This window comes from Fictibacillus solisalsi (genome assembly GCF_900103485.1).
Lineage (GTDB): Bacteria > Bacillota > Bacilli > Bacillales > Fictibacillaceae > Fictibacillus_C > Fictibacillus_C solisalsi.
In genome coordinates this window covers 245,236-263,371 of record NZ_FNHW01000002.1, presented here as the reverse complement: position 1 = coordinate 263,371, position 18,136 = coordinate 245,236, and the positions used below count along the sequence as shown (strand labels likewise).

General features: G+C 44.8%; 17 protein-coding genes. 4 read left to right on the top strand and 13 right to left on the bottom strand.

Annotated features, from left to right (window positions below; translation table 11 throughout):
* Positions 1 to 47: 47 nt before the first annotated feature.
* The 4 genes from BLT53_RS18755 to BLT53_RS18740 form a co-directional block, all read right to left on the bottom strand.
* Positions 48 to 1,886 carry an ABC transporter ATP-binding protein gene (locus BLT53_RS18755; protein WP_090237354.1) on the bottom strand — a complete coding sequence of 613 codons (1,839 nt, stop codon included), beginning with the start codon at positions 1,884 to 1,886 and terminating at the stop codon, positions 48 to 50.
* A complete protein-coding gene (locus BLT53_RS18750; protein ID WP_280138826.1) occupies positions 1,867 to 3,606 on the bottom strand; it encodes an ABC transporter ATP-binding protein in 1,740 nt (579 codons plus the stop codon). Before BLT53_RS18750 ends, BLT53_RS18755 begins: the two co-directional genes overlap by 20 nt.
* A gap of 172 nt (positions 3,607 to 3,778) precedes the next feature.
* Entirely contained in the window at positions 3,779 to 4,453 is a 675-nt protein-coding gene (locus BLT53_RS18745; protein ID WP_090237353.1) for a Na-translocating system protein MpsC family protein, read from the bottom strand.
* A gap of 127 nt (positions 4,454 to 4,580) precedes the next feature.
* Entirely contained in the window at positions 4,581 to 5,276 is a 696-nt protein-coding gene (locus tag BLT53_RS18740; protein ID WP_090237351.1) for a Na-translocating system protein MpsC family protein, read from the bottom strand.
* 300 nt (positions 5,277 to 5,576) lie between these two features.
* On the opposite strand from BLT53_RS18740, the gene BLT53_RS18735 reads away from it, so the two are divergent.
* Genes BLT53_RS18735 through BLT53_RS18725 form a run of 3 tightly spaced genes read left to right on the top strand, consistent with a single transcriptional unit; the run spans position 5,577 to position 6,595 of the window.
* Positions 5,577 to 5,789 carry a YwbE family protein gene (locus tag BLT53_RS18735; RefSeq protein ID WP_090237349.1) on the top strand — a complete coding sequence of 71 codons (213 nt, stop codon included), beginning with the start codon at positions 5,577 to 5,579 and terminating at the stop codon, positions 5,787 to 5,789.
* Positions 5,786 to 6,142 (top strand): ASCH domain-containing protein, encoded by a 357-nt coding sequence (locus tag BLT53_RS18730; RefSeq protein WP_090237348.1) that lies wholly within the window; start codon positions 5,786 to 5,788, stop codon positions 6,140 to 6,142. Before BLT53_RS18735 ends, BLT53_RS18730 begins: the two co-directional genes overlap by 4 nt.
* Before the next feature lie 9 nt (positions 6,143 to 6,151).
* Entirely contained in the window at positions 6,152 to 6,595 is a 444-nt protein-coding gene (locus tag BLT53_RS18725; protein ID WP_090237346.1) for a hypothetical protein, read from the top strand.
* Between the two features lie 42 nt (positions 6,596 to 6,637).
* Here the strand turns inward: BLT53_RS18725 and BLT53_RS18720 are convergent, their stop codons facing one another.
* The 4 genes from BLT53_RS18720 to BLT53_RS18705 form a co-directional block, all read right to left on the bottom strand.
* A complete protein-coding gene (locus tag BLT53_RS18720; RefSeq protein WP_090237345.1) occupies positions 6,638 to 7,999 on the bottom strand; it encodes an aspartate kinase in 1,362 nt (453 codons plus the stop codon).
* 264 nt (positions 8,000 to 8,263) lie between these two features.
* Positions 8,264 to 9,436 carry a beta-aspartyl-peptidase gene (gene iadA, locus BLT53_RS18715; protein WP_090237343.1) on the bottom strand — a complete coding sequence of 391 codons (1,173 nt, stop codon included), beginning with the start codon at positions 9,434 to 9,436 and terminating at the stop codon, positions 8,264 to 8,266.
* Between the two features lie 611 nt (positions 9,437 to 10,047).
* On the bottom strand, positions 10,048 to 10,803 hold the full coding sequence (locus BLT53_RS18710; protein WP_090237562.1) for an alpha/beta hydrolase: 756 nt from the start codon (positions 10,801 to 10,803) through the stop codon (positions 10,048 to 10,050).
* Positions 10,804 to 10,875: 72 nt separating this feature from the next.
* Positions 10,876 to 11,823: a dipeptidase gene (locus tag BLT53_RS18705; protein ID WP_090237342.1), complete on the bottom strand. Its 948-nt coding sequence runs from the start codon at positions 11,821 to 11,823 to the stop codon at positions 10,876 to 10,878.
* 202 nt (positions 11,824 to 12,025) lie between these two features.
* On the opposite strand from BLT53_RS18705, the gene BLT53_RS18700 reads away from it, so the two are divergent.
* Positions 12,026 to 12,289, top strand: a complete 264-nt coding sequence (locus tag BLT53_RS18700; RefSeq protein WP_090237340.1) for a hypothetical protein — start codon at positions 12,026 to 12,028, stop codon at positions 12,287 to 12,289.
* A 134-nt stretch (positions 12,290 to 12,423) separates the two neighbouring features.
* On the opposite strand, the gene BLT53_RS18695 is transcribed toward BLT53_RS18700, so the two are convergent.
* From BLT53_RS18695 to BLT53_RS18675, 5 genes are all read right to left on the bottom strand, one after another.
* Entirely contained in the window at positions 12,424 to 14,622 is a 2,199-nt protein-coding gene (locus tag BLT53_RS18695; protein WP_090237338.1) for an FUSC family protein, read from the bottom strand.
* 152 nt (positions 14,623 to 14,774) lie between these two features.
* Positions 14,775 to 15,482, bottom strand: a complete 708-nt coding sequence (locus BLT53_RS18690) for an ABC transporter ATP-binding protein (RefSeq protein WP_090237337.1) — start codon at positions 15,480 to 15,482, stop codon at positions 14,775 to 14,777.
* Positions 15,482 to 16,261 (bottom strand): ABC transporter ATP-binding protein, encoded by a 780-nt coding sequence (locus BLT53_RS18685; protein ID WP_090237335.1) that lies wholly within the window; start codon positions 16,259 to 16,261, stop codon positions 15,482 to 15,484. The genes BLT53_RS18690 and BLT53_RS18685 overlap by 1 nt, the downstream gene beginning before the upstream one ends.
* A complete protein-coding gene (locus BLT53_RS18680; protein WP_090237333.1) occupies positions 16,236 to 17,210 on the bottom strand; it encodes a branched-chain amino acid ABC transporter permease in 975 nt (324 codons plus the stop codon). The genes BLT53_RS18685 and BLT53_RS18680 overlap by 26 nt, the downstream gene beginning before the upstream one ends.
* 12 nt (positions 17,211 to 17,222) lie before the next feature.
* Positions 17,223 to 18,101: a branched-chain amino acid ABC transporter permease gene (locus BLT53_RS18675; RefSeq protein WP_090237332.1), complete on the bottom strand. Its 879-nt coding sequence runs from the start codon at positions 18,099 to 18,101 to the stop codon at positions 17,223 to 17,225.
* Between the last annotated feature and the right edge of the window lie 35 nt (positions 18,102 to 18,136).

The window sequence follows — 18,136 nt, the reverse complement described above, 5'->3', positions numbered from 1 at the left end:
AAAACCCGGTACTTCCTTTGTAACTACAGAAGCCACCGGGTGAATAGTTATCCTATTTCTTTCTGAAGCTGGCTGTGATAAAGCTCCGAGTAGAAGCCGTTTTCCTTCAGTAGCTGCTGATGAGAGCCTCTTTCCAAAATCCCTCCATCTTTTAGAACAAGGATTTGATCAGCTTTTTGTATGGTGTTAAGCCTGTGCGCAATGATAAAACTGGTCTTGCCCTTCATCAGGCGCTGTAATGCCTCCTGGATTTTCATCTCTGTGATGGTGTCAATACTGCTGGTGGCTTCATCCAGCACAAGGATTACTGGATTGGCAAGAATGGCCCTTGCGATACTGAGCAGCTGTTTTTGCCCCTGGCTGATTCCGCTGCCGTCCTGTTCGATGACGGTATCGTAACCATTGGGAAGTTTTGTGATAAACATGTGGGCATTTGCTTCTTTTGCCGCCTTCACAACCTCTTCATCACGTGCGTTCAGCCGTCCATAGCGAATGTTTTCCATAATTGTTCCTTCAAATAAAAACGGATCCTGTAAAACAAACCCCATTTGGGCCCGGAGTCCTTCCCGTTTAATGCTTTTAATATCCCGGCCATCCAGCAGGATGCTTCCACTGTCCGTATCATAAAAGCGGGACAGCAGGTTGATGATCGTTGTTTTCCCGGCTCCCGTTGGACCGACCAGGGCGACCGTTTCGCCTGGTGCTGCATGAAACGAGATTTGGCTGACCGTATTTCCTCCTTCTTCATAGGAAAAGGAAACATCTACAAATTCAATTTCTCCCTTTACTTCTCCAAGTTCTTTTTGGCCTTCCTCATCCTTCTCTTCTTCCTCTTCCTCCAGAATTTCAAATACCCGCTCTGCTCCAGCGACTGCGGATAAAAGGGTGTTAAATTGGTTGGATAAATCGTTCAACGGCCGTGTAAACTGGCGGGAATACTCGGCAAAAATCACAATGGTTCCGATGGTTACCAGCCCTTTAAGCGCCAAAAACCCGCCTGCTCCAGCGATTAAGGCAAAACTGATATTATTTAGCACGTTCATCAGTTTGGGAATAAAACCTGAATAGGTTTGGGCCCAGAAACCCGATTCTTTCAGCTTATCATTCTTTTTCAGCAGTTCTGCAATCACCCGGTCTTCCTGAGAAAAAACTTTAACGATCCGCTGCCCTGAAATGGTTTCTTCAATAAAGCCATTCAGTTCTCCCAAATTTCTTTGCTGCAGTTTGAACAGCTTTCCCGTTCGTTTCGTAATCCAGCGCATACCGAGAAACATGACCGGAACAATGACGAGAGTTACGGCAGTCAGAAGCGGGCTCAGCCATAGCATAAACCCGATCGTTCCAAACAGCGTCAGCACACTTGAAATAATTTGAATAACCGATGAATTCAAAGTGGAGCTTACATTTTCTATATCATTGATGACCCGGCTCATGATTTCCCCATATTGGCGTTTATCAAAAAAAGGAATCGGAAGACTGTGCAGGTGGCGAAACAACTGTGTTCTCATGGAGAACACTGTGTTTTGTGCAATTCCAATCATCCAGTAGTTCTGAAACCAGAGTGCGGCAGAGTTCAGAACATAAACACCCAGCAAACCGGCCAGCAGACGCAAAAGACCGCTGTTATCCCGGGTAAGGATGTAGTTGTCAATCGCCTTACCAATCATGAAAGGCCCGAGCAGCCCGAATACTGAACTGAGAATAACCATGAGCAAAACGAGCCATAACCGCCCCTTCTCTCTGGCAAGGTAACTCCAAATCTGCCGAAGTGTTCCTTGCCAGTCCTTTGCTTTTTCTACTTTCTTTTTGGCCAGGGGTTCCTTTTCCAATACTTCCTGGACAGTTTCCCTTTTATGGCGGAATGGCTCAATCAAATCCTTGAGCATGCTTCAACGTCTCCTCTCCAAACTGCGATTCAAAGATTTGCTGATAGAGTCTTGAACACAGCAGCAGGTCTTCATGTTTGCCTTCCATTAAAAGCCTTCCGTTGTCTATTAACAGAATTTTATCAGCCTCCATGGCTGTAGCAATCTTTTGGGTAATAATTAAAAGGGTTGAAGGATAGTTATGGAGCGCCTCCAGCAACTTCCTCTCTGTCTTTAAGTCCAATGCACTTGTGCTGTCATCCAGCAAAAGGATTTTTGGATTTCTTACCAATGCTCTGGCGATGGATAAACGCTGCTTTTGTCCGCCAGAAAGATTTACTCCCTTTTGGCCCAGCCTGGTGCGGTACTGCTCTGGCAGTCTGGCAATGGTATCGGCGATCTGCGCATCCTCTGCTGCCGTCTTGATTTCGTCGTTTGTTGCACTATCTTTTCCCCAAGCGATATTTTCAGCTACTGTTCCGGTGAATAACAGCGATTCCTGTGGGACAAGGCCAATCTCATTTCTCAAGGATTCCAGCTTCATACTACTGATATTTGCACCATCAAGCAAAATCTTTCCTTCTTCCACATCGTACAGCCGCGGAATGAGCTGAAACAGCGAAGATTTCCCTGATCCCGTTGCTCCCATTATTGCCACCGTCTGCCCGGCTTCTACTGTAAAGGAAATATGCTCAAGGACCTTCTTTTGAGTGCCAGGATAACGGAAAGCCACGTCCTGAAATTCAATTTCCCCTTTTATATCGGGAGCAATGATTTCTGATTCTGAGCGATTCACAAGATCAATCTCTGTATCCAGTACATCCGTGATTCGGTTGGCCGAAGCCTTCGCCCGGGAGAACGCCATGATAATCCATGAAAAGATGGAAAAAGTGGAGGTAATTCTTGTACTGTAATTAATGATGGCCACTAAATCCCCTACCCGGGCACTCCCAGTGCTGATCTGTACGCTTCCAAACCACAGAACGCACATAATGGCAATGTTCATGACGAGGAGCAAAATCGGATTGGTGGCTTCCATCAGCCGCAATGCATAAACCGTGTGATTCTTTAGTTTGGTGTTGGCGGCTGTAAAACGTTTTACCTCATGCCTGCTTCTTAAAAAAGCTTTGATTATCCGGATGCCCGCGAGATTTTCCCGCATCACGCCATTCACTTTATCCAGATGGCCCTGAACAAACTTGAACAGGTTCCCTCCCTTATTTAAAACCCACAGCAAGAAAACAAACAGAACGGGAACGGCCACTGCCAGAAATAGCGCAAGCTCAGGATTAACAACAAAGGACATCACCAATCCTCCCACTACCAAGAGGGGCGCACGGAGCATCACCCTGAGGCTCATAAAGACGGTATTCTGCAGCTGTGTGACGTCATTGGTCATTCTCGTAATAAGAGAGGAAGTCGGAAAAGAGCTGAAGTTGGCGAAAGAGAAGGCTTGAATCTTTGTAAACAGGATTCTGCGGATATCATATCCATAATTCTGGCTTACATGGGAAGCGTAAAAGGAGTTGATGATGCCAGCCATAAAGGCACAAAGCGAAATGCCGACCATTACACTCCCCCATAGCATGACAACATCAAGATCCCTTTTCATTATTCCATTATCAATCACCTTCGCTATCAAAAGCGGCTGCAGAAGCTCAACAGCCAGTTCAACCAGCATTAATAACAAAGCTACCGCGATTTGGATTCGGTAAGGCTTTAAAATTCGGATCACTTTCAAGAGTGCATCCCCCTCCAGATCTTCTATAAAAAAGCACAATATGTAAGTTTCACTAGCTTAATCATACCTCGCGGCTTGAATTTTTTAAATTATTTGAACCTTTTTCCAAAAAAAGAGCGGAAAGAAAACAGTTAACAACTGTCTTCTTTCCGCTCATACCACTTTTTACCCGTTATTTTGGTGAAAAGTAAAAAACGAGGAGACCGGTATCTGACTCAAAGTCCCAATCGCAAAAGACATCTCTCAGTTTTTTTCCCAGAATCGGATCTATTCCATCGTTGATAAAAGACCTTTTCTCCAAAATTCGTTTGGTTACCTTTAAAGGCTTTGCATATCCTTTTTGAATCAATTCTTTTTCTATGCTGACCAGGATGCCTTTTCTGATACTAACCAGAACTCTTTCACTAATCATCCATGTCTGCGTTTGTTCCGGCCATTTTTGAACAAGGTGGCTGATCTCGTTGATTTTATTTTCCACCTCATTCTTTTTTTCATAATTTTGATTGTCTTGTAAAAGATTGTTGTCTTTCGCCACTCCGGCTATCATCATAGACTGATTGGCTGTATTCCAGTCGTAATAAAATTTTTCATATTCCGTTTCCGTTAAAGCCAGGATATAGGCTTGTATTTCCGGAACCAGGCTAGACAGCATGGTCTCTCGTGTTTCTTCGACCGTTGATTCTTTTCCCTGTTTCAGAAGGGCGTTTTCCATTGGCGAAATAAAATTCCGGATGTGAATCAATATGAAAGGGTGCTGCATTGTAACGTAGGCGGACTCGGGTCCCTTCCCAAAATTATCCCGTAACAGTTTACCAATGTAACTCGAAATTTGCACTTCTATAGACATATGGTCTAACACCTACATTCCTTTTAAGATAAAAGCATCCTTTCTTTTATCCTTGCTTCCTAATTATGTGAACTATTATTTCTAATTCCCCAGTAAGAAATACATAAACGTCGTCCAGTAACTACTCCTATTTTGCCGATAGAGCAATCAAAATATAACTTTTATCCTGTAAAAAGTTCCACTCAACAAAAATATCGGAGATTCTTTTCGTAAGAATCTCTTCCAATCTGCTAATCTCAGCTTCTAAAAGATTCTTTTCCAGCTTCTTTTTTGTCATTAACAGTTCTTTAACAAACCCATCTTGTATCAGTTCATTTTCTATTCGTGTGAGGACCCCTTCACGTCTAACCAAGAGCAACCGGTTCGATAAAAATATGGAAGATATATGAAGCGGCCTTTTTTGAGCGGTTTCACTGATTTCATCTACTACATTATTTATCGACTGTAATACTTCGTCAGAGTTCCAAAGCAGCTCGTTTCCTGGGATCTCAGCAAGAAGCAGCCCGGTTTTCTTCTGCAGGTTCCAGTCACAGTAAAAGTCTCCTACAAGCTGCTGCCCAGTCATCAAATAAAACTGTTCTCTGATTTCAGGCAGGAGCTCATCCATGATGATGTCACGCGCATGATATACAAACGATTCCTTTCCCTTGTTCAACAGCATCTGTTCCAATGGAGAAAGGAAGTTTTTGATTACAACAGCAACAAATGAAGAGGTGATTGTAACATAAATTGATTCAGGGCCTTTTCCAAAACGATCCCGGAGCATTTTTCCTATCATACTCCCAAGCTTGATTTGAAGATTGTTGATTTGTGTTTTTTCCATTCTAACCGCCCTTCATTCACAAAATTAAAAAAGCCAAATAGAAACAGAGGGTATCTGTTTCTATTTGGCTCAAGTCCAGCTCATCTATGTCTAGTTCATTACCGCCAACTATTTAATTTAGTGACTCAAAAAACTTCATTTTGTGCAAATCTCCAGATAACAGCGTTCTTTCTCTTATCCATGCTTTATTTTAATATAGAATAGAATTTTTTCAACCTTTTTCTCTTTTGGGAGAATGATATACTGTTTAAGACAGCAAAAGTTTGTAGAAATAAGGCTGGAGGAAAGGAGCGCCCCACAATGAACGGCCAAAATCGCCAAAACATCACTCCCGGTCTGGTTGTGAATATCGTGTTGAAAAAGGACCAAAGAAGCGGGAAGCTCACAAGAGGTAAGGTAAAAGATATTCTGACTAATTCCGCCTATCATCCGCACGGAATAAAAGTACGGCTGGAGGATGGACAAGTTGGAAGAGTAAAAGAAATCGTGCAAAATCAGGAGGAACAAAAATGACTCATCAAACGACTGAAAATAACAGCCTGCCGCCAAAAACTTGCAGCATCGAGCGGCTGGTCACCCTTCCACAGGACGTGGAGAAAGTGCTTGCCGGCAAAAAAACAGCGACCCGCCGAAACGGACGCTATGCCGATGTGGGAGAAATCATGGAACTAAACGGCGCAAAATTTATTGTTGAAAAGGTTTATTCCCAGTCATTGGGTGAATTAACAGATGAACATGCCCGACAAGAAGGATTTGATGATGTAGAAGGCTATAAAAGTTCCATCCTATCCATTCATCCCGGAATGCCATGGCTTCCTCATATGAAGGTATGGGTTCATGAATTCAAGGCTGTGGAAGAGGAATAACAGCAATAAATGAATCTGGTATATCCCTTTTTGTTATATCTTCATATATTTAGTGTCATACTGTCGGTCGGCCCTTTTTTCATTCTTCTGCCTTTACTGAAAAAATTAGAGGGGGCAGGTCCAGGCCATGAGGAGGCATATCTGGATACGTTTAGGGCTGCCGTTCGGCTGGCAAAGCATGCGGGCCACGTAGTCGTGGTTACCGGTGTTCTCCTCGTATGGATCACAAAACGTTCATGGACCACGTCCTGGCTGCTAACCACCATTGTCATACTAATTTGTTCTCTGTATTTTTTGGCAAGGGCCTTTTCCCCTACGATCCGAAGATTTCAAGACCCGGAAGAACAACGGGCCGAACTTACATCCAAGCTGAAAAGAACGATTTGGATTTACCTGGCGCTGATGCTCTCCATGCTTTGGTTCATGGTAGCCAAGCCACAGCTTTGGACATAAAAAGAACAAAACAGCTTCTGTTTTGTTCTTTTTATGAATCTATTAAACCGTCACCCCAGCAAAAAATTCCTCGTACATCGCCTGAACCGCTTTTCTTTCATCTCCTGCTTTTACACCGAACATCATGCTGACCTCCGATGAACCCTGGTTAATCATCTCAATGTTAACACCGGCTCTTGCCAGTGCGGTTGAAGCCCTTGCCGCTGTACCGACAGATTCCCTCATTCCTTCTCCAACCATCATGATCAATGCCAGGTCTCTTTGCACTTTTACATCATCAGCATGGAGTTCTTCTTTAATACGCTGAACAATTTGTTTTTCGACGGATTCGCTTAACTGATGCTGCCTTAAAATAATGGAGATGTCATCAATTCCTGATGGCATATGTTCAAAAGACAAATGAAAGTCTTCCAATATATTGAGAAGCCGGCGGCCAAATCCAATTTCCCTGTTTAATAAATACTTGCTGACATAGATGCTTGAAAATCCATCATCACTCGCGATCCCAATCACCGACCCGTTTGAAAGCTTTCTCTCCTTCACAATCATCGTACCAGACTTATCAGGCTGATTTGTATTTTTTACATTAACGGGAATTCCTGCCTTGAAAGCTGGCATAAGCGCTTCATCATGGAAGACCGAGAACCCCGCATACGAGAGCTCCCTCATTTCCCTGTACGTAATCTCGGTGATTTCCTTTGGCTGGCGAATAATGTTTGGATTGACAGAATAGACGGCATCCACATCCGTAAAGTTCTCATAAACATCAGCTCTCATCCCGCTGGCAAGGATCGATCCTGTAATGTCCGAACCGCTGCGGGAGAAAGTCACGATTTCCCCTTCCTCATTATATCCGAAAAATCCTGGAAAGATCACGATGCCCGCATGTTCTCTCAGCCGGTAAAGAGACTCATAGGTTTCGGGCAGCGGCTGTGCATTTCCCGGCTCGTCTGTGACGAGCAAACCTGCATCTTTCGGATTCACATACGAGGCCTCTACTCCTTTGAACTGAAAATAGGCAGCGATGAGCTTGGCATTATTATCTTCTCCGCTAGCCTTCACAGCATCCATATACTTCTCTGGGTTGCTGCGGTCACTGTTTAACAGCTTCAGAAGGCTGGCATGAATGCCTTCCACGACCTCTCCAGGCAGCTGAAGATCTTCAGCGATGCTTTTATATCGGCCAACTATGGCTTCAAACGCCTCATTGTCTTCTTTTCCCTGTAAATAGGAAGCGGCACATTCTATTAAAAGATCCGTCACCTTGGTGTCATCTGCATCCCTCTTTCCTGGTGCTGATACCACCACAGCTTTTCGTTCCGGATCGGAAACCACGATTTGAAAAACCTTTGCTACCTGTTCCGCACATGACAAAGATGAACCGCCGAACTTTACTACTTTCATTGTTAACATCCCCTACTGTTGGAATTTATCCGCTAAAATTTAGTTCTTATTATTGCGCGTTTTGAAACAAGATGCAAGAAGTTTTTCCATTCAGAGAGAACAAATGTCCATACCAGGTAAACTAGATTAAGTATTATTTAGTCATACCAGGAAATATTTTGCTGGATTTCGATTATTTCCGAGGGAATAATCGAGGTTTCAGGGAAATATTAAGGGTTCTGTCAGGTTTTCCCGACAGAACCCTTTCTTCTTTCTGCTAATACTTTATTGAAACGTTCCCTTTATAACAGGGACTCCCTCTTTAACCATAATTCTTCCTTTTGCAATAACCGTATCAATTTCCAAGGTATCTTTCTTTAACAGGACAAGATCTGCATCTTTCTTTTCGTGAACATATCCTTTGTTGTTCAGCTTCAGCACTTGGGAAGGGTTACAGGTGATAACTTTTAAAGCGTCTTCGAGAGTAACTCCTTCCTTTAACACAGCATCTTTAACTTCCTCAAACAGCGAGGATACTTTCCCAACCTGCAAACCTTTGAATTCTCCGTCATCATTAAATATAGGCAGACTTGCCTGGCCATCGGATGAAAACGTAATATTGCCAATCGGAACTCCTTGATCCAGCATGACCTTCAACCCTTTACTGCATTTCACTTCCCCTTCTTCAAGAAATTTCGGAATGGTACTTGTTGTGAAATCGACAAATCCTCCGCGTTTAGCATATCTTACACCGTCATGAAATAAATCTTCTGTACGGTTAATATGAGTAAGATGAAAATGCATAATGGGAATATTCGTACGTTCAATCACTTCCTCAATCGGTTGCAGCCTTGATTCTCCACTTCCGATATGAACCTCCAAAATACCCGCCTTTCCTGTTAACAAGCCACCATTACGGGCAGCGGTTGCGATTTTGACCAATTCCTCATAGGTTGGCACGGATGAACGATGGTCTGAAATGGCAATTTCCCCAACACCGATAATTTTTTCAATAAAAATGATATCCTCTTCTATTTTCCCGGTAATGGTCCGGACGGGAAGCTGATACGAACCTGAATGAATAAATGTTGTGATCCCTTCTTCCTCCAACGCGTGAGCTTTAGCCAAAAGGTTCTCCAATGTTCTTGTCGTTCCGTCTGTGCCAAGAAGTCCGACCATTGTCGTAATTCCTGACATGGTTGCATCAGTAAGCATCAGCTCAGGTGTACGGGTCCTGAATCCGCCTTCTCCTCCTCCTCCAGTAAGATGAACATGTGAGTCAATAAAGCCAGGAACGATCAGTTTATCCGTTGCATCGATTTCCTGAATGGGAACAAAACCCTCCGGCACATCAATCTGTTTCCGTATATATCCAATCTTGCTGCCCGTGAGAAGAATATCCTTATGCCCGATGTGGTTCGGGCTGTAAACTTCACCATTTTTGATTAAAGTAAGCACTTTAACGTCCCCTCCAATGTTTAACAGTTGCTGCCGCTGTCTAAAGATATGTGTTCAATCAGCTTGTCATTCATGGCTCTTCGCAACGATATCATCTTGCGTGCTTCTTCTTTTAGCCATCCCTTTTTGATTCTAATACTTACTGTTCCCCCTTTTGGCCTTTTTTTTAGCCTTTTCCTTTGTTTTTTATGATTAAATATCCTATCTCACGCTTCTCTTCTTTGCTCTTGAATGTCCTTTGGAAACAGGCATCTGTCTAAGAGAATCCTGACATATCTGTCCAGCCCTGCGTGTGAATATATAAGCTAGGTAACAGTTCATATAAACCACGCTTCCGATAGCATCGGGATTCCCGATGGGGTGCCTTGGTCTTCCCGGATAAACGAAACCCTCTTCTGCATCACTGAGCAGCCTGCTGTTTACGAACAGATACTCATAAATTTCTTTCGGTGATAGTTTGCTACTTCCCCCATTTCCAATACTTAGAAAAATAGAATGATAGAGCAAGATTATCAATGCGGATTTAATAGGCCTAACCGCCCAGCTTCTCTCTCCAGATGCTTAAGCTCTAAAAAAAAGACCGTGCATGCCTGCACGATCCTTCCTGTCTTTTAGGATAACTGTTTTTCCAGAAATTTCAGCGTTTTTTCAATAATCATTCCTTGATCATAATCAAGGGTTGCGACGTGATAGCTTTCGGACATATACTGCAACGTCTTTTCTTTCGAAGAAATTTGTTCCAGAATCAGCTGGGAATTCAGCGGCGGAACCACGTGATCGGTTTCCGAAACAAAAATGAATGCCGGACATGTTACACGATCCAGCCTGTTTCTGACCTCATCCATCAGCTTCAATATTTCCTTAACCGACTGTAGCGGTGTTCGTTCATATGAAAGTTCCTTTACATCCGGTTTTTTAATATCCGAGCCGATGGCATCGAGAAACCGTGGTTCCTTCGCGGTATTCATCTCTTCCATACTGGGGATATCCACTGCCGCATTGATGGGAATAATCCCCTTTATGTCGGGATATTTTTCAGCAAGATAAAGGGTCAGCGTCCCCCCCATCGACAGTCCGGTCACAAAAACGGTGTCACATCGCTCCTGTAACCAGGCATACCCTTCTTCAACTGAAGCAATCCAGTCCTGGTATGTCGTCTGTTCCATATCTTCATAGTGTGTCCCATGTCCCTTCAGTCTTGGACCGCAGACCGTATACCCTTTTTCTGCATATGCCTCGCCTAATGGACGCATGCTCTGAGTGGACCCGGTGAACCCATGAATCACCAGGATTCCCACCTGGCTCCCCTCAAAATAAAACGGCTTCCCTTCTTTCAGGACCGGATACTGCACTGCACGTTCTTCCATAGAATCACCTTCCATTTTAAGGATTCGTTCTCCTACCATTTCGTTTACGCAGTATCTATTTCCTGCATGGACCTATTTTCGTGCTTGTCTTAAAGGCGGACGGTGATTCATAAAGTTGTCGAACGCAAACCCTCGCACCTGCTCCTCACTGTAATGCTTTAACAGTTCGTTTATCAGATTTTGACTTTTCGCGGCGTTCTCCAAATCGGTAATAAACGTGGATATTCCATCGAAATCCGAACCAAGCCCAATCTGATTAACGCCGCCAAGTGAACAGAAACGGTCAATATGCCTGATCAAATCAGATATGGTGGCTGTATACTGATCTGTGTTAATAAACGGCGGATTATACACCATGTGGATCGTGCCGCCCCTTTCAAACATGGATGTTGCCTGGTCATCCGTCAGATTACGAGGATGATTACAAAGTTCTTTGGAATTGGAGTGGCTCGCAAAAGGATAGTCTGCAGTCTCCATAACATCCCAAAAAGCCATCTCACTTAAGTGGGAAACATCGGTTAACATTTGATGCTGATTGAGGAACCGGACGACATCCCTCCCAAACAGTGTTAAGCCGCCTCCCCGCGGCTCACCAGCCCCGTCAGCCGCCAGGTTCGCTGTATTCCAGGTTAACCCCACTGACATTACGCCCAACTGATGGAGGATATGCAGTTTGGACAGGTCATTGCCAATGGCATCAACGCCTTCAAGCGTAAGCATCGCCCCGATTTCTCCATCCTTAAGATGATCAAATTCTTCCCAGCTGCGAATATGTTTCATCTCCGGATTTTTCCTTAATACCTCACTGTAAAACAAATCGACCTGCCCCAGTGCCGCCTGGTATTTTTGATCAGAAGGAATTTCAGGCTCAATGAAAATGGCAAAGCATTGGATTTTCACCTTTCCCTGCTTCAGCCTCTCTTTGTTTGTTTCCAGTTCAGGTGCAGAGGCGAAGCTTAACGTGCCATTTGATTCATATAATTTTAACAATGCATCACAATGAAAATCGATAATATTCATAACAAGACTCCTTTTACTATGTATTACTTTATTTTTCTTTAAAATCTTTTGACTCCCTTCCTTCAGTTTTAAAAATCCCTTAAAAATAAAGTGAGGTCAACTTTTCAAAAACAAAGGAACTTTAGCACAATATGTCGAAATTTCTTGATAACTATCTAGTTCTTTCATTCTAGTAAAAAATATAAAAGAGAGGATCGTGCGTATGAAATCTTCCAAGGCGCAGGCTGTCCGCTGGCTGTCCCGCCTCATGCAGCGGGAGCAAATAGACACGTTGGAGCAGCCGGCGGAAGGGAATGTTTTTTTGTTTACCATTGAAGGGTTTTGTGAACAAAACCCGACTTTTTTTATTTGCCGAAAAGAGGAAGGCCTTAGAATCGGTTATTATTGCGTTTCTGAAAATCCTGCCGATTCACCACCTGTTCCTGTTGAACGCTATCTGATTGAGTGGCATGTCCTGGAATCTTAAACTGCAAAAGAACGCCAGGAAAGAATTCTAAACACGCTGGTGGCAACCATCCGTGCGCGAAAAAAGCAGTATCGGACATGCCAATACTGCAACGGTAAGTATCCCCCTGAACAGGGTTCCGGCCCGAAGACCTGTTACAATTGTGCAGCCCCGCGCTCCCCCGCTGCGTTTTGATCACTTTTTTCAGATTCTGCCCCAAGCTGTTTGGCTAAATAAACGATCGACTCATTAATTCTCCAAACATAGTGGATGTTATGAAGAAGACGAAGATGATTAATCATATCCTGTTCGCTGGATTTGGACTCTTCGGGAATTCGTTCGAGCTGCTCGCGCTCTTTTTCCAAATCGACAATACGAACCTGGCTTTCCCCTTTGACGGCTGAGCTGAGCGCTTCGATATTGCCAGACAGCGAGCGTTGAACATGATCCAGCAGCTCTCCAAACTTGCTGTTCGTATTGAGCTGGCTCTTTCTTGTTGAAGAAGCCACAAGCTGCTTGGCATAGAAGTTCGTTGCCGTTAAAACGGTTAATTGCTGTTGAAGACCGGTACGGCCGAACCATCCCCTGTACAACGGACTTGCATCTGTAATCAGGGTCTGAAGCAGCTGATCAAGCTCCAGGGCGTGATCTGCCAGGTTATAGTCAGTATGTTCTTTGTTAAAACGATCGATATAGCGGTTCACATACTCTTTTAATGCATCTAGGTAATCGGTGGTTGAGGTAGTGACTTTATCTCTCGTTTTCTGTGGAAAAATAAGGGCTGATACAATAAAACCCAGTCCCACTCCTGCGATGGTATCGCTCACACGGGCAGCCATCACCTGTTCGGTAATGCCTCCAAGAAGGATATCGTACATCAATGCCAACAGCATCGTAATCCAGAACATCATCAACGTGTACGAAACAGGAAGCAAATAAAAGGCCATGAAAACACAAAAGAAAAGGACGATAACATCTTGTATGCCTGTTAAGAAAAGGGCAATCAAAAAGCCGGCAATCGCTCCCAAAAAGGTACCCACGCTCCGCTGCAGGGCCTTAACAAGTGTACGTCCCACCGTTTCAGTCCCAAGAAGGACAACAAAGCACGAAAGCAGTATCCAATATTGATGTGCAGGTGAATACAGATGCCCGGCCAAAATGGCTAACCCTCCAGCGATGACGGCCTGGATCGCTTTTTTTGTTGTCGGCCGAATTCCTGTCTCTTCTTCATTTTTCTTTTCCTCTTCATTATCATCCTCTTTGACCGCATCCGGATTGTTTTGTTTATTCTCTTTCTGCAGAGACTGCTGAAGCTCGAATGCACCATCAATAATATGGTTGGCAATCGACTCCAGCCTGCGTATCAGATATAGCCATTCCCGGTTCGTTTCATCCGGCTTAAGTGTTCTGAGCAGACTGCGCAGTGACTGCACACTCGCTGCTGCATTTTCCAGGTGATGCATCTGATTGGTATTGAGAACTTCTGCCTCACGGATGGATTGAATGACCTGCAATAGCGCGGCACGAATAGCTTTGTTTTGGAGCGCATTGTGTTCTTTTAACCGGCGGATGGTCGGAGACAGCGTTTCCATCAGCATGGCGGTATCAAATATATACAAACGCATTTGATTTGTACTCAGTCCCGGCCAAATGCATCCAGGATCGGTAGAACCCAGCTCATTGGATACTACCCGTGCGTAATCTCCAAGCTTTTGTACATTGCGGTCCAAATTGGCGAGTCTCTTCTTTTCAAGATTGATATCCCTGACAATATCACTGACAAGGTAAAGTGTTAAATTGGCCTGAATATGAAAGGAGTCCATCGACCGTTTCAGCACTTCATCCGGCTTGTCCCTAATCAGAATGAAATTATATAAATAGGCAAAGGTGATTCCCGTCAGGATCGATAACAGAAGCGATGGAACCTGGGGAAAGCCGACCTTTAATAGGGTGACAAAGTAAAAGGACATAAAAGCGATCATGCAAATGGAAAAGTACCGGCTGCCAAACCGCTGAAGATACAGTGCAAGGAAAACGACTAACAGAAGAAAAAAGTCAGCTGCAAAGCCCCATTTTGCCAGTAAGGAGCCAAAAGTAACAGAGAACGCACTGGAGATTCCAATTAGCAGTGTCGTTGCCTTCTTCTCTTTTTCGGTATCATCGTTCACCACCAGAATCCCCATCATTCCGATTACTCCTGCAAAAATCGCAGCGGTAACCTGGCCGCCAGCGTTTAAAACGAACGACAGCATAACCCCTACTGAGCTGATTACACTCAGTGTCACTTTACTCGCCGTACGGAGCCGTTTCCTGCCCGGGTCCGATGCCGCCAGCCGGTATAACCAATACTTCATTTTGTCCTCCTCTCCGCCAAAAGAGCTTTTTTGTGAATTATAACGTTACAATTGCATGCCGCACAAGAAAAGGGGGTAAGGTTTCCCCCCTCCTGTTGCCGGGAAGTACGATAAAACCGGTTCACAAGGAACCGGTTTGTCCAATAAATGGCCTAATGACCACCCAGATATGCCATTTTCACTTGCTCGCTTGACGTCAGCTCTGCCGCATCACCAGAAAGGACAATCCTGCCAGTCTCCACGACGTATGCCCGGTTAGCGATGGAAAGTGCCAAATTCGCATTTTGCTCCACCAGGAGAATCGTGGTTCCCGCTTTGTTGATTTCTTCAATGATTCGGAAGATGGTTTTGACCAGGAGAGGTGCAAGCCCCATCGATGGCTCATCAAGCAGCAGCAATCGCGGCTTTGCCATTAAGGCACGGCCCATGGCGAGCATCTGCTGCTCCCCCCCTGACAGCGTTCCTGCCTGTTGTTTCAGCCGCTCCAGAAGACGCGGAAACAGCTCGTATACCCGTTCAAGATCCTGCTTGATCCCTTCTTTATCCTTGCGAAGGAAAGCTCCGAGCTGCAGGTTCTCTTCCACAGTCATGTTGGCAAATACTCTTCTTCCCTCGGGCACATGGGAAATCCCCTGCTTTACGATGGTTTGTACGGCTTTTCCGTTAATGGGTTTGCCTTCATATATGATCTTACCCTGTTTTGGCTTTAACAGACCGGAAACGGTTTTCAGCAACGTGCTCTTTCCAGCTCCGTTCGCCCCAATTAAGGTCACGATCTCCCCCTCTTGAATATCAAGGGAAATGCCGCTGAGCGCCTGAATATTACCGTAGTATACATTAATGTTTTCCACTTTCAGCATTACGAAACCTCCTCGCCCAGATACGCCTCAATGACTTTCGGATTGTTCTTGATTTCAGCAGGCGTGCCTTCTGCGATCAGCTGTCCGTGATCAAGAACGAAGATGCGTTCACACACCCCCATGACAAGTGGCATGTCATGCTCAATCAAAAGAACCGTAAGATCAAACCGCTCCCGGATAAGAGCAATCAGGTTCATGAGCTCTCTCGTTTCGTGCGGATTCATTCCGGCGGCCGGTTCATCAAGCAGCAGAAGCTTTGGATTCGCCGCAAGCGCCCGCGCGATTTCAAGCCGCCTTTGTTGTCCATACGGCAGGTTTTTGGCTTTCTCGTTCTTGAACCTGTCGAGGCTGAAAATCTTTAAAAATTCCGTTGCCCTCTCTTCCATTTCACGCTCACCCGCAAAATGGGACGGCAGACGAAGGATGGAACTGAACAGCGTATGCTTTGCCTGAGAATGATAAGCTACTTTGACATTATCGATCACGGAAAGCTCACCGAATAAACGGATGTTTTGGAACGTACGGCTAATGCCATTTCGCGTAATCTTATACGGAGACAGATTATTCAGCTGTTTCCCATTCAGAACGATCTGTCCTTCCGTCGGCACATACACCCCTGTCAGCATATTAAAGAAGGTGGTTTTACCCGCACCGTTCGGCCCGATTAAGCCCGCCATCTCGCCGGAATACAGTTCAATGTTTACATTCGAGACTGCCCGCAGGCCCCCGAAGCGTATTCCGACGTTTTCCACTTTAAGCAACGGTTTGTCCTTTTCCATCCTTCTTCCCTCCTTTTAATTTCTGGCCTCTGCTGAAAACAGAGGTGATCTCTTTCGTTCCCATCAAGCCTTGAGGACGGTACAGCATTACAACAATCAGAACAAGGCTGTAAATGATCATCCTCGTTTCAGGATAATCCTGAAGAAATGTAGAGATGACAGTTAACAGAATGGCGGCAATGACCGATCCTGACAGAGAACCCAGCCCGCCAAGCACAACAAATATCAAAATATCAAATGACTTCAAGAAGCCGAAGTTGGACGGCTGAATGATATAGAAATTGTGCGCATACAATCCTCCGGCCACACCGGCGAAAAAAGCACCAATCACAAAAGCAGTTACTTTATAATAAGTGGTATTGATCCCCATCGCGTCCGCTGCGGTTTCATCCTCCCTGATGGAGATGCACGCCCTCCCATGGGTAGAGTTGGTGAAGTTGACAATGACCAGGATCGCAACAAGCATGCAGCCGAATACCCAAGGCCATGTGGTCAGATGATTAACTTGCATTCCACTTGCCCCGCCGACATAATCCAAGTTTAAAAACAAGATGCGGACAATTTCTCCGAATCCAAGGGTCGCAATGGCCAGATAATCTCCCTTTAGCCTCAAGGACGGAAAACCGATAATGAAACCCGCGATTGCAGCCACAATGCCGCCGATGATCAGAGCTGAAATGAACGGCATTTCCAGCTTCATCGTAATGATTCCGGAGGCATACGCTCCTACCGCAAGAAAGCCCGCATGTCCGATCGAAAACTGCCCGGTAATGCCAATAATCAAATGCAGCGAAACGGCAAGCATGATATTAATGGCAATAAAGACAAGTGTATTTACATAAAAAAGGTTCAGCATCCCACCAGTTATCAAAATCTGTACAACGGCAAAGAGTACGAGAGAGATAACGATCGATGACCAAAAGAATTTTGCCTGTTTAAAAACCGCCATTCCTGTCCCCTCCTATACCTTTTCTCTTTTGTACTTACCAAATAGTCCCGAAGGAAGAAATATAAGAATTAAAATAAGAACAATAAAGGCTGCACCGTCACGCCATAAGGAATATCCAAAAGCACTGACCAGTGATTCAATGACACCAAGGAGCAATCCTCCTACCATCGCCCCAGGAATGATGCCAATGCCTCCAAGCACCGCTGCAACGAAGGCTTTAAGACCAGGAATAACACCCATTAGAGGCTCGATCTTAATATAGTAAACTCCGAAAACAACGCCTGCAGCACCGGCAAGTGCCGATCCGATAGCAAAGGTGGCGGAAATGGTGCGGTCCACATTGATGCCCATCAGCCGTGCAGCCTCTGCATCGAAAGATACCGCACGCATCGCTTTCCCGATTTTTGTTTTATGTACAATAAATTGAAGAATAATCATCAGGGCAACAGATACACCAAGAATTAAAAGCGACTGGCTGTTAATCTTAGCTCCAAAAATTTGAATCGCATGCTCTGGAAGCACATCTCCCGGATACGCTTCCGGCTGCGCGCCGCGCACATAGATAAATCCGTATTCAATTAAGAGCGAAACCCCGATTGCTGTGATGAGTGCAGCTATCCTTGTCGCATTGCGCAGCGGTTTGTAGGCGATGCGCTCAATCAGCACGCCAAATACGGCGCAAGCGGCCATGGAAAGAATCAATGAAACCAGGAATGGCAGATGCAGCACTGTAATCGAATAAAAGCCAACAAATGAACCAACCATAAACACGTCGCCGTGCGCAAAATTGATAAGCTTGACAATTCCATAAACCATTGTATAACCCAAGGCAATCAGGGCGTAAATACTGCCAAGTGAGATTCCGTTCACCAGCTGTTGAATCAATTCCATCTCAGTCTCTCCTTGAGAAATCATATTTTTTCGCA

Excerpts from the sequence above, each read along its gene's own strand:
- BLT53_RS18755 (WP_090237354.1), bottom strand. The coding sequence starts at position 1,886 with ATGCTCAAGGATTTGATTGAGCCATTCCGCCATAAAAGGGAAACTGTC.
- BLT53_RS18745 (WP_090237353.1), bottom strand. The coding sequence starts at position 4,453 with ATGTCTATAGAAGTGCAAATTTCGAGTTACATTGGTAAACTGTTACGG.
- BLT53_RS18740 (WP_090237351.1), bottom strand. The coding sequence starts at position 5,276 with ATGGAAAAAACACAAATCAACAATCTTCAAATCAAGCTTGGGAGTATG.
- BLT53_RS18735 (WP_090237349.1), top strand. The coding sequence starts at position 5,577 with ATGAACGGCCAAAATCGCCAAAACATCACTCCCGGTCTGGTTGTGAAT.
- BLT53_RS18730 (WP_090237348.1), top strand. The coding sequence starts at position 5,786 with ATGACTCATCAAACGACTGAAAATAACAGCCTGCCGCCAAAAACTTGC.
- BLT53_RS18725 (WP_090237346.1), top strand. The coding sequence starts at position 6,152 with ATGAATCTGGTATATCCCTTTTTGTTATATCTTCATATATTTAGTGTC.
- BLT53_RS18720 (WP_090237345.1), bottom strand. The coding sequence starts at position 7,999 with ATGAAAGTAGTAAAGTTCGGCGGTTCATCTTTGTCATGTGCGGAACAG.
- BLT53_RS18710 (WP_090237562.1), bottom strand. The coding sequence starts at position 10,803 with ATGGAAGAACGTGCAGTGCAGTATCCGGTCCTGAAAGAAGGGAAGCCG.
- BLT53_RS18705 (WP_090237342.1), bottom strand. The coding sequence starts at position 11,823 with ATGAATATTATCGATTTTCATTGTGATGCATTGTTAAAATTATATGAA.
- BLT53_RS18700 (WP_090237340.1), top strand. The coding sequence starts at position 12,026 with ATGAAATCTTCCAAGGCGCAGGCTGTCCGCTGGCTGTCCCGCCTCATG.
- BLT53_RS18695 (WP_090237338.1), bottom strand. The coding sequence starts at position 14,622 with ATGAAGTATTGGTTATACCGGCTGGCGGCATCGGACCCGGGCAGGAAA.
- BLT53_RS18690 (WP_090237337.1), bottom strand. The coding sequence starts at position 15,482 with ATGCTGAAAGTGGAAAACATTAATGTATACTACGGTAATATTCAGGCG.
- BLT53_RS18685 (WP_090237335.1), bottom strand. The coding sequence starts at position 16,261 with ATGGAAAAGGACAAACCGTTGCTTAAAGTGGAAAACGTCGGAATACGC.
- BLT53_RS18680 (WP_090237333.1), bottom strand. The coding sequence starts at position 17,210 with ATGGCGGTTTTTAAACAGGCAAAATTCTTTTGGTCATCGATCGTTATC.
- BLT53_RS18675 (WP_090237332.1), bottom strand. The coding sequence starts at position 18,101 with ATGGAATTGATTCAACAGCTGGTGAACGGAATCTCACTTGGCAGTATT.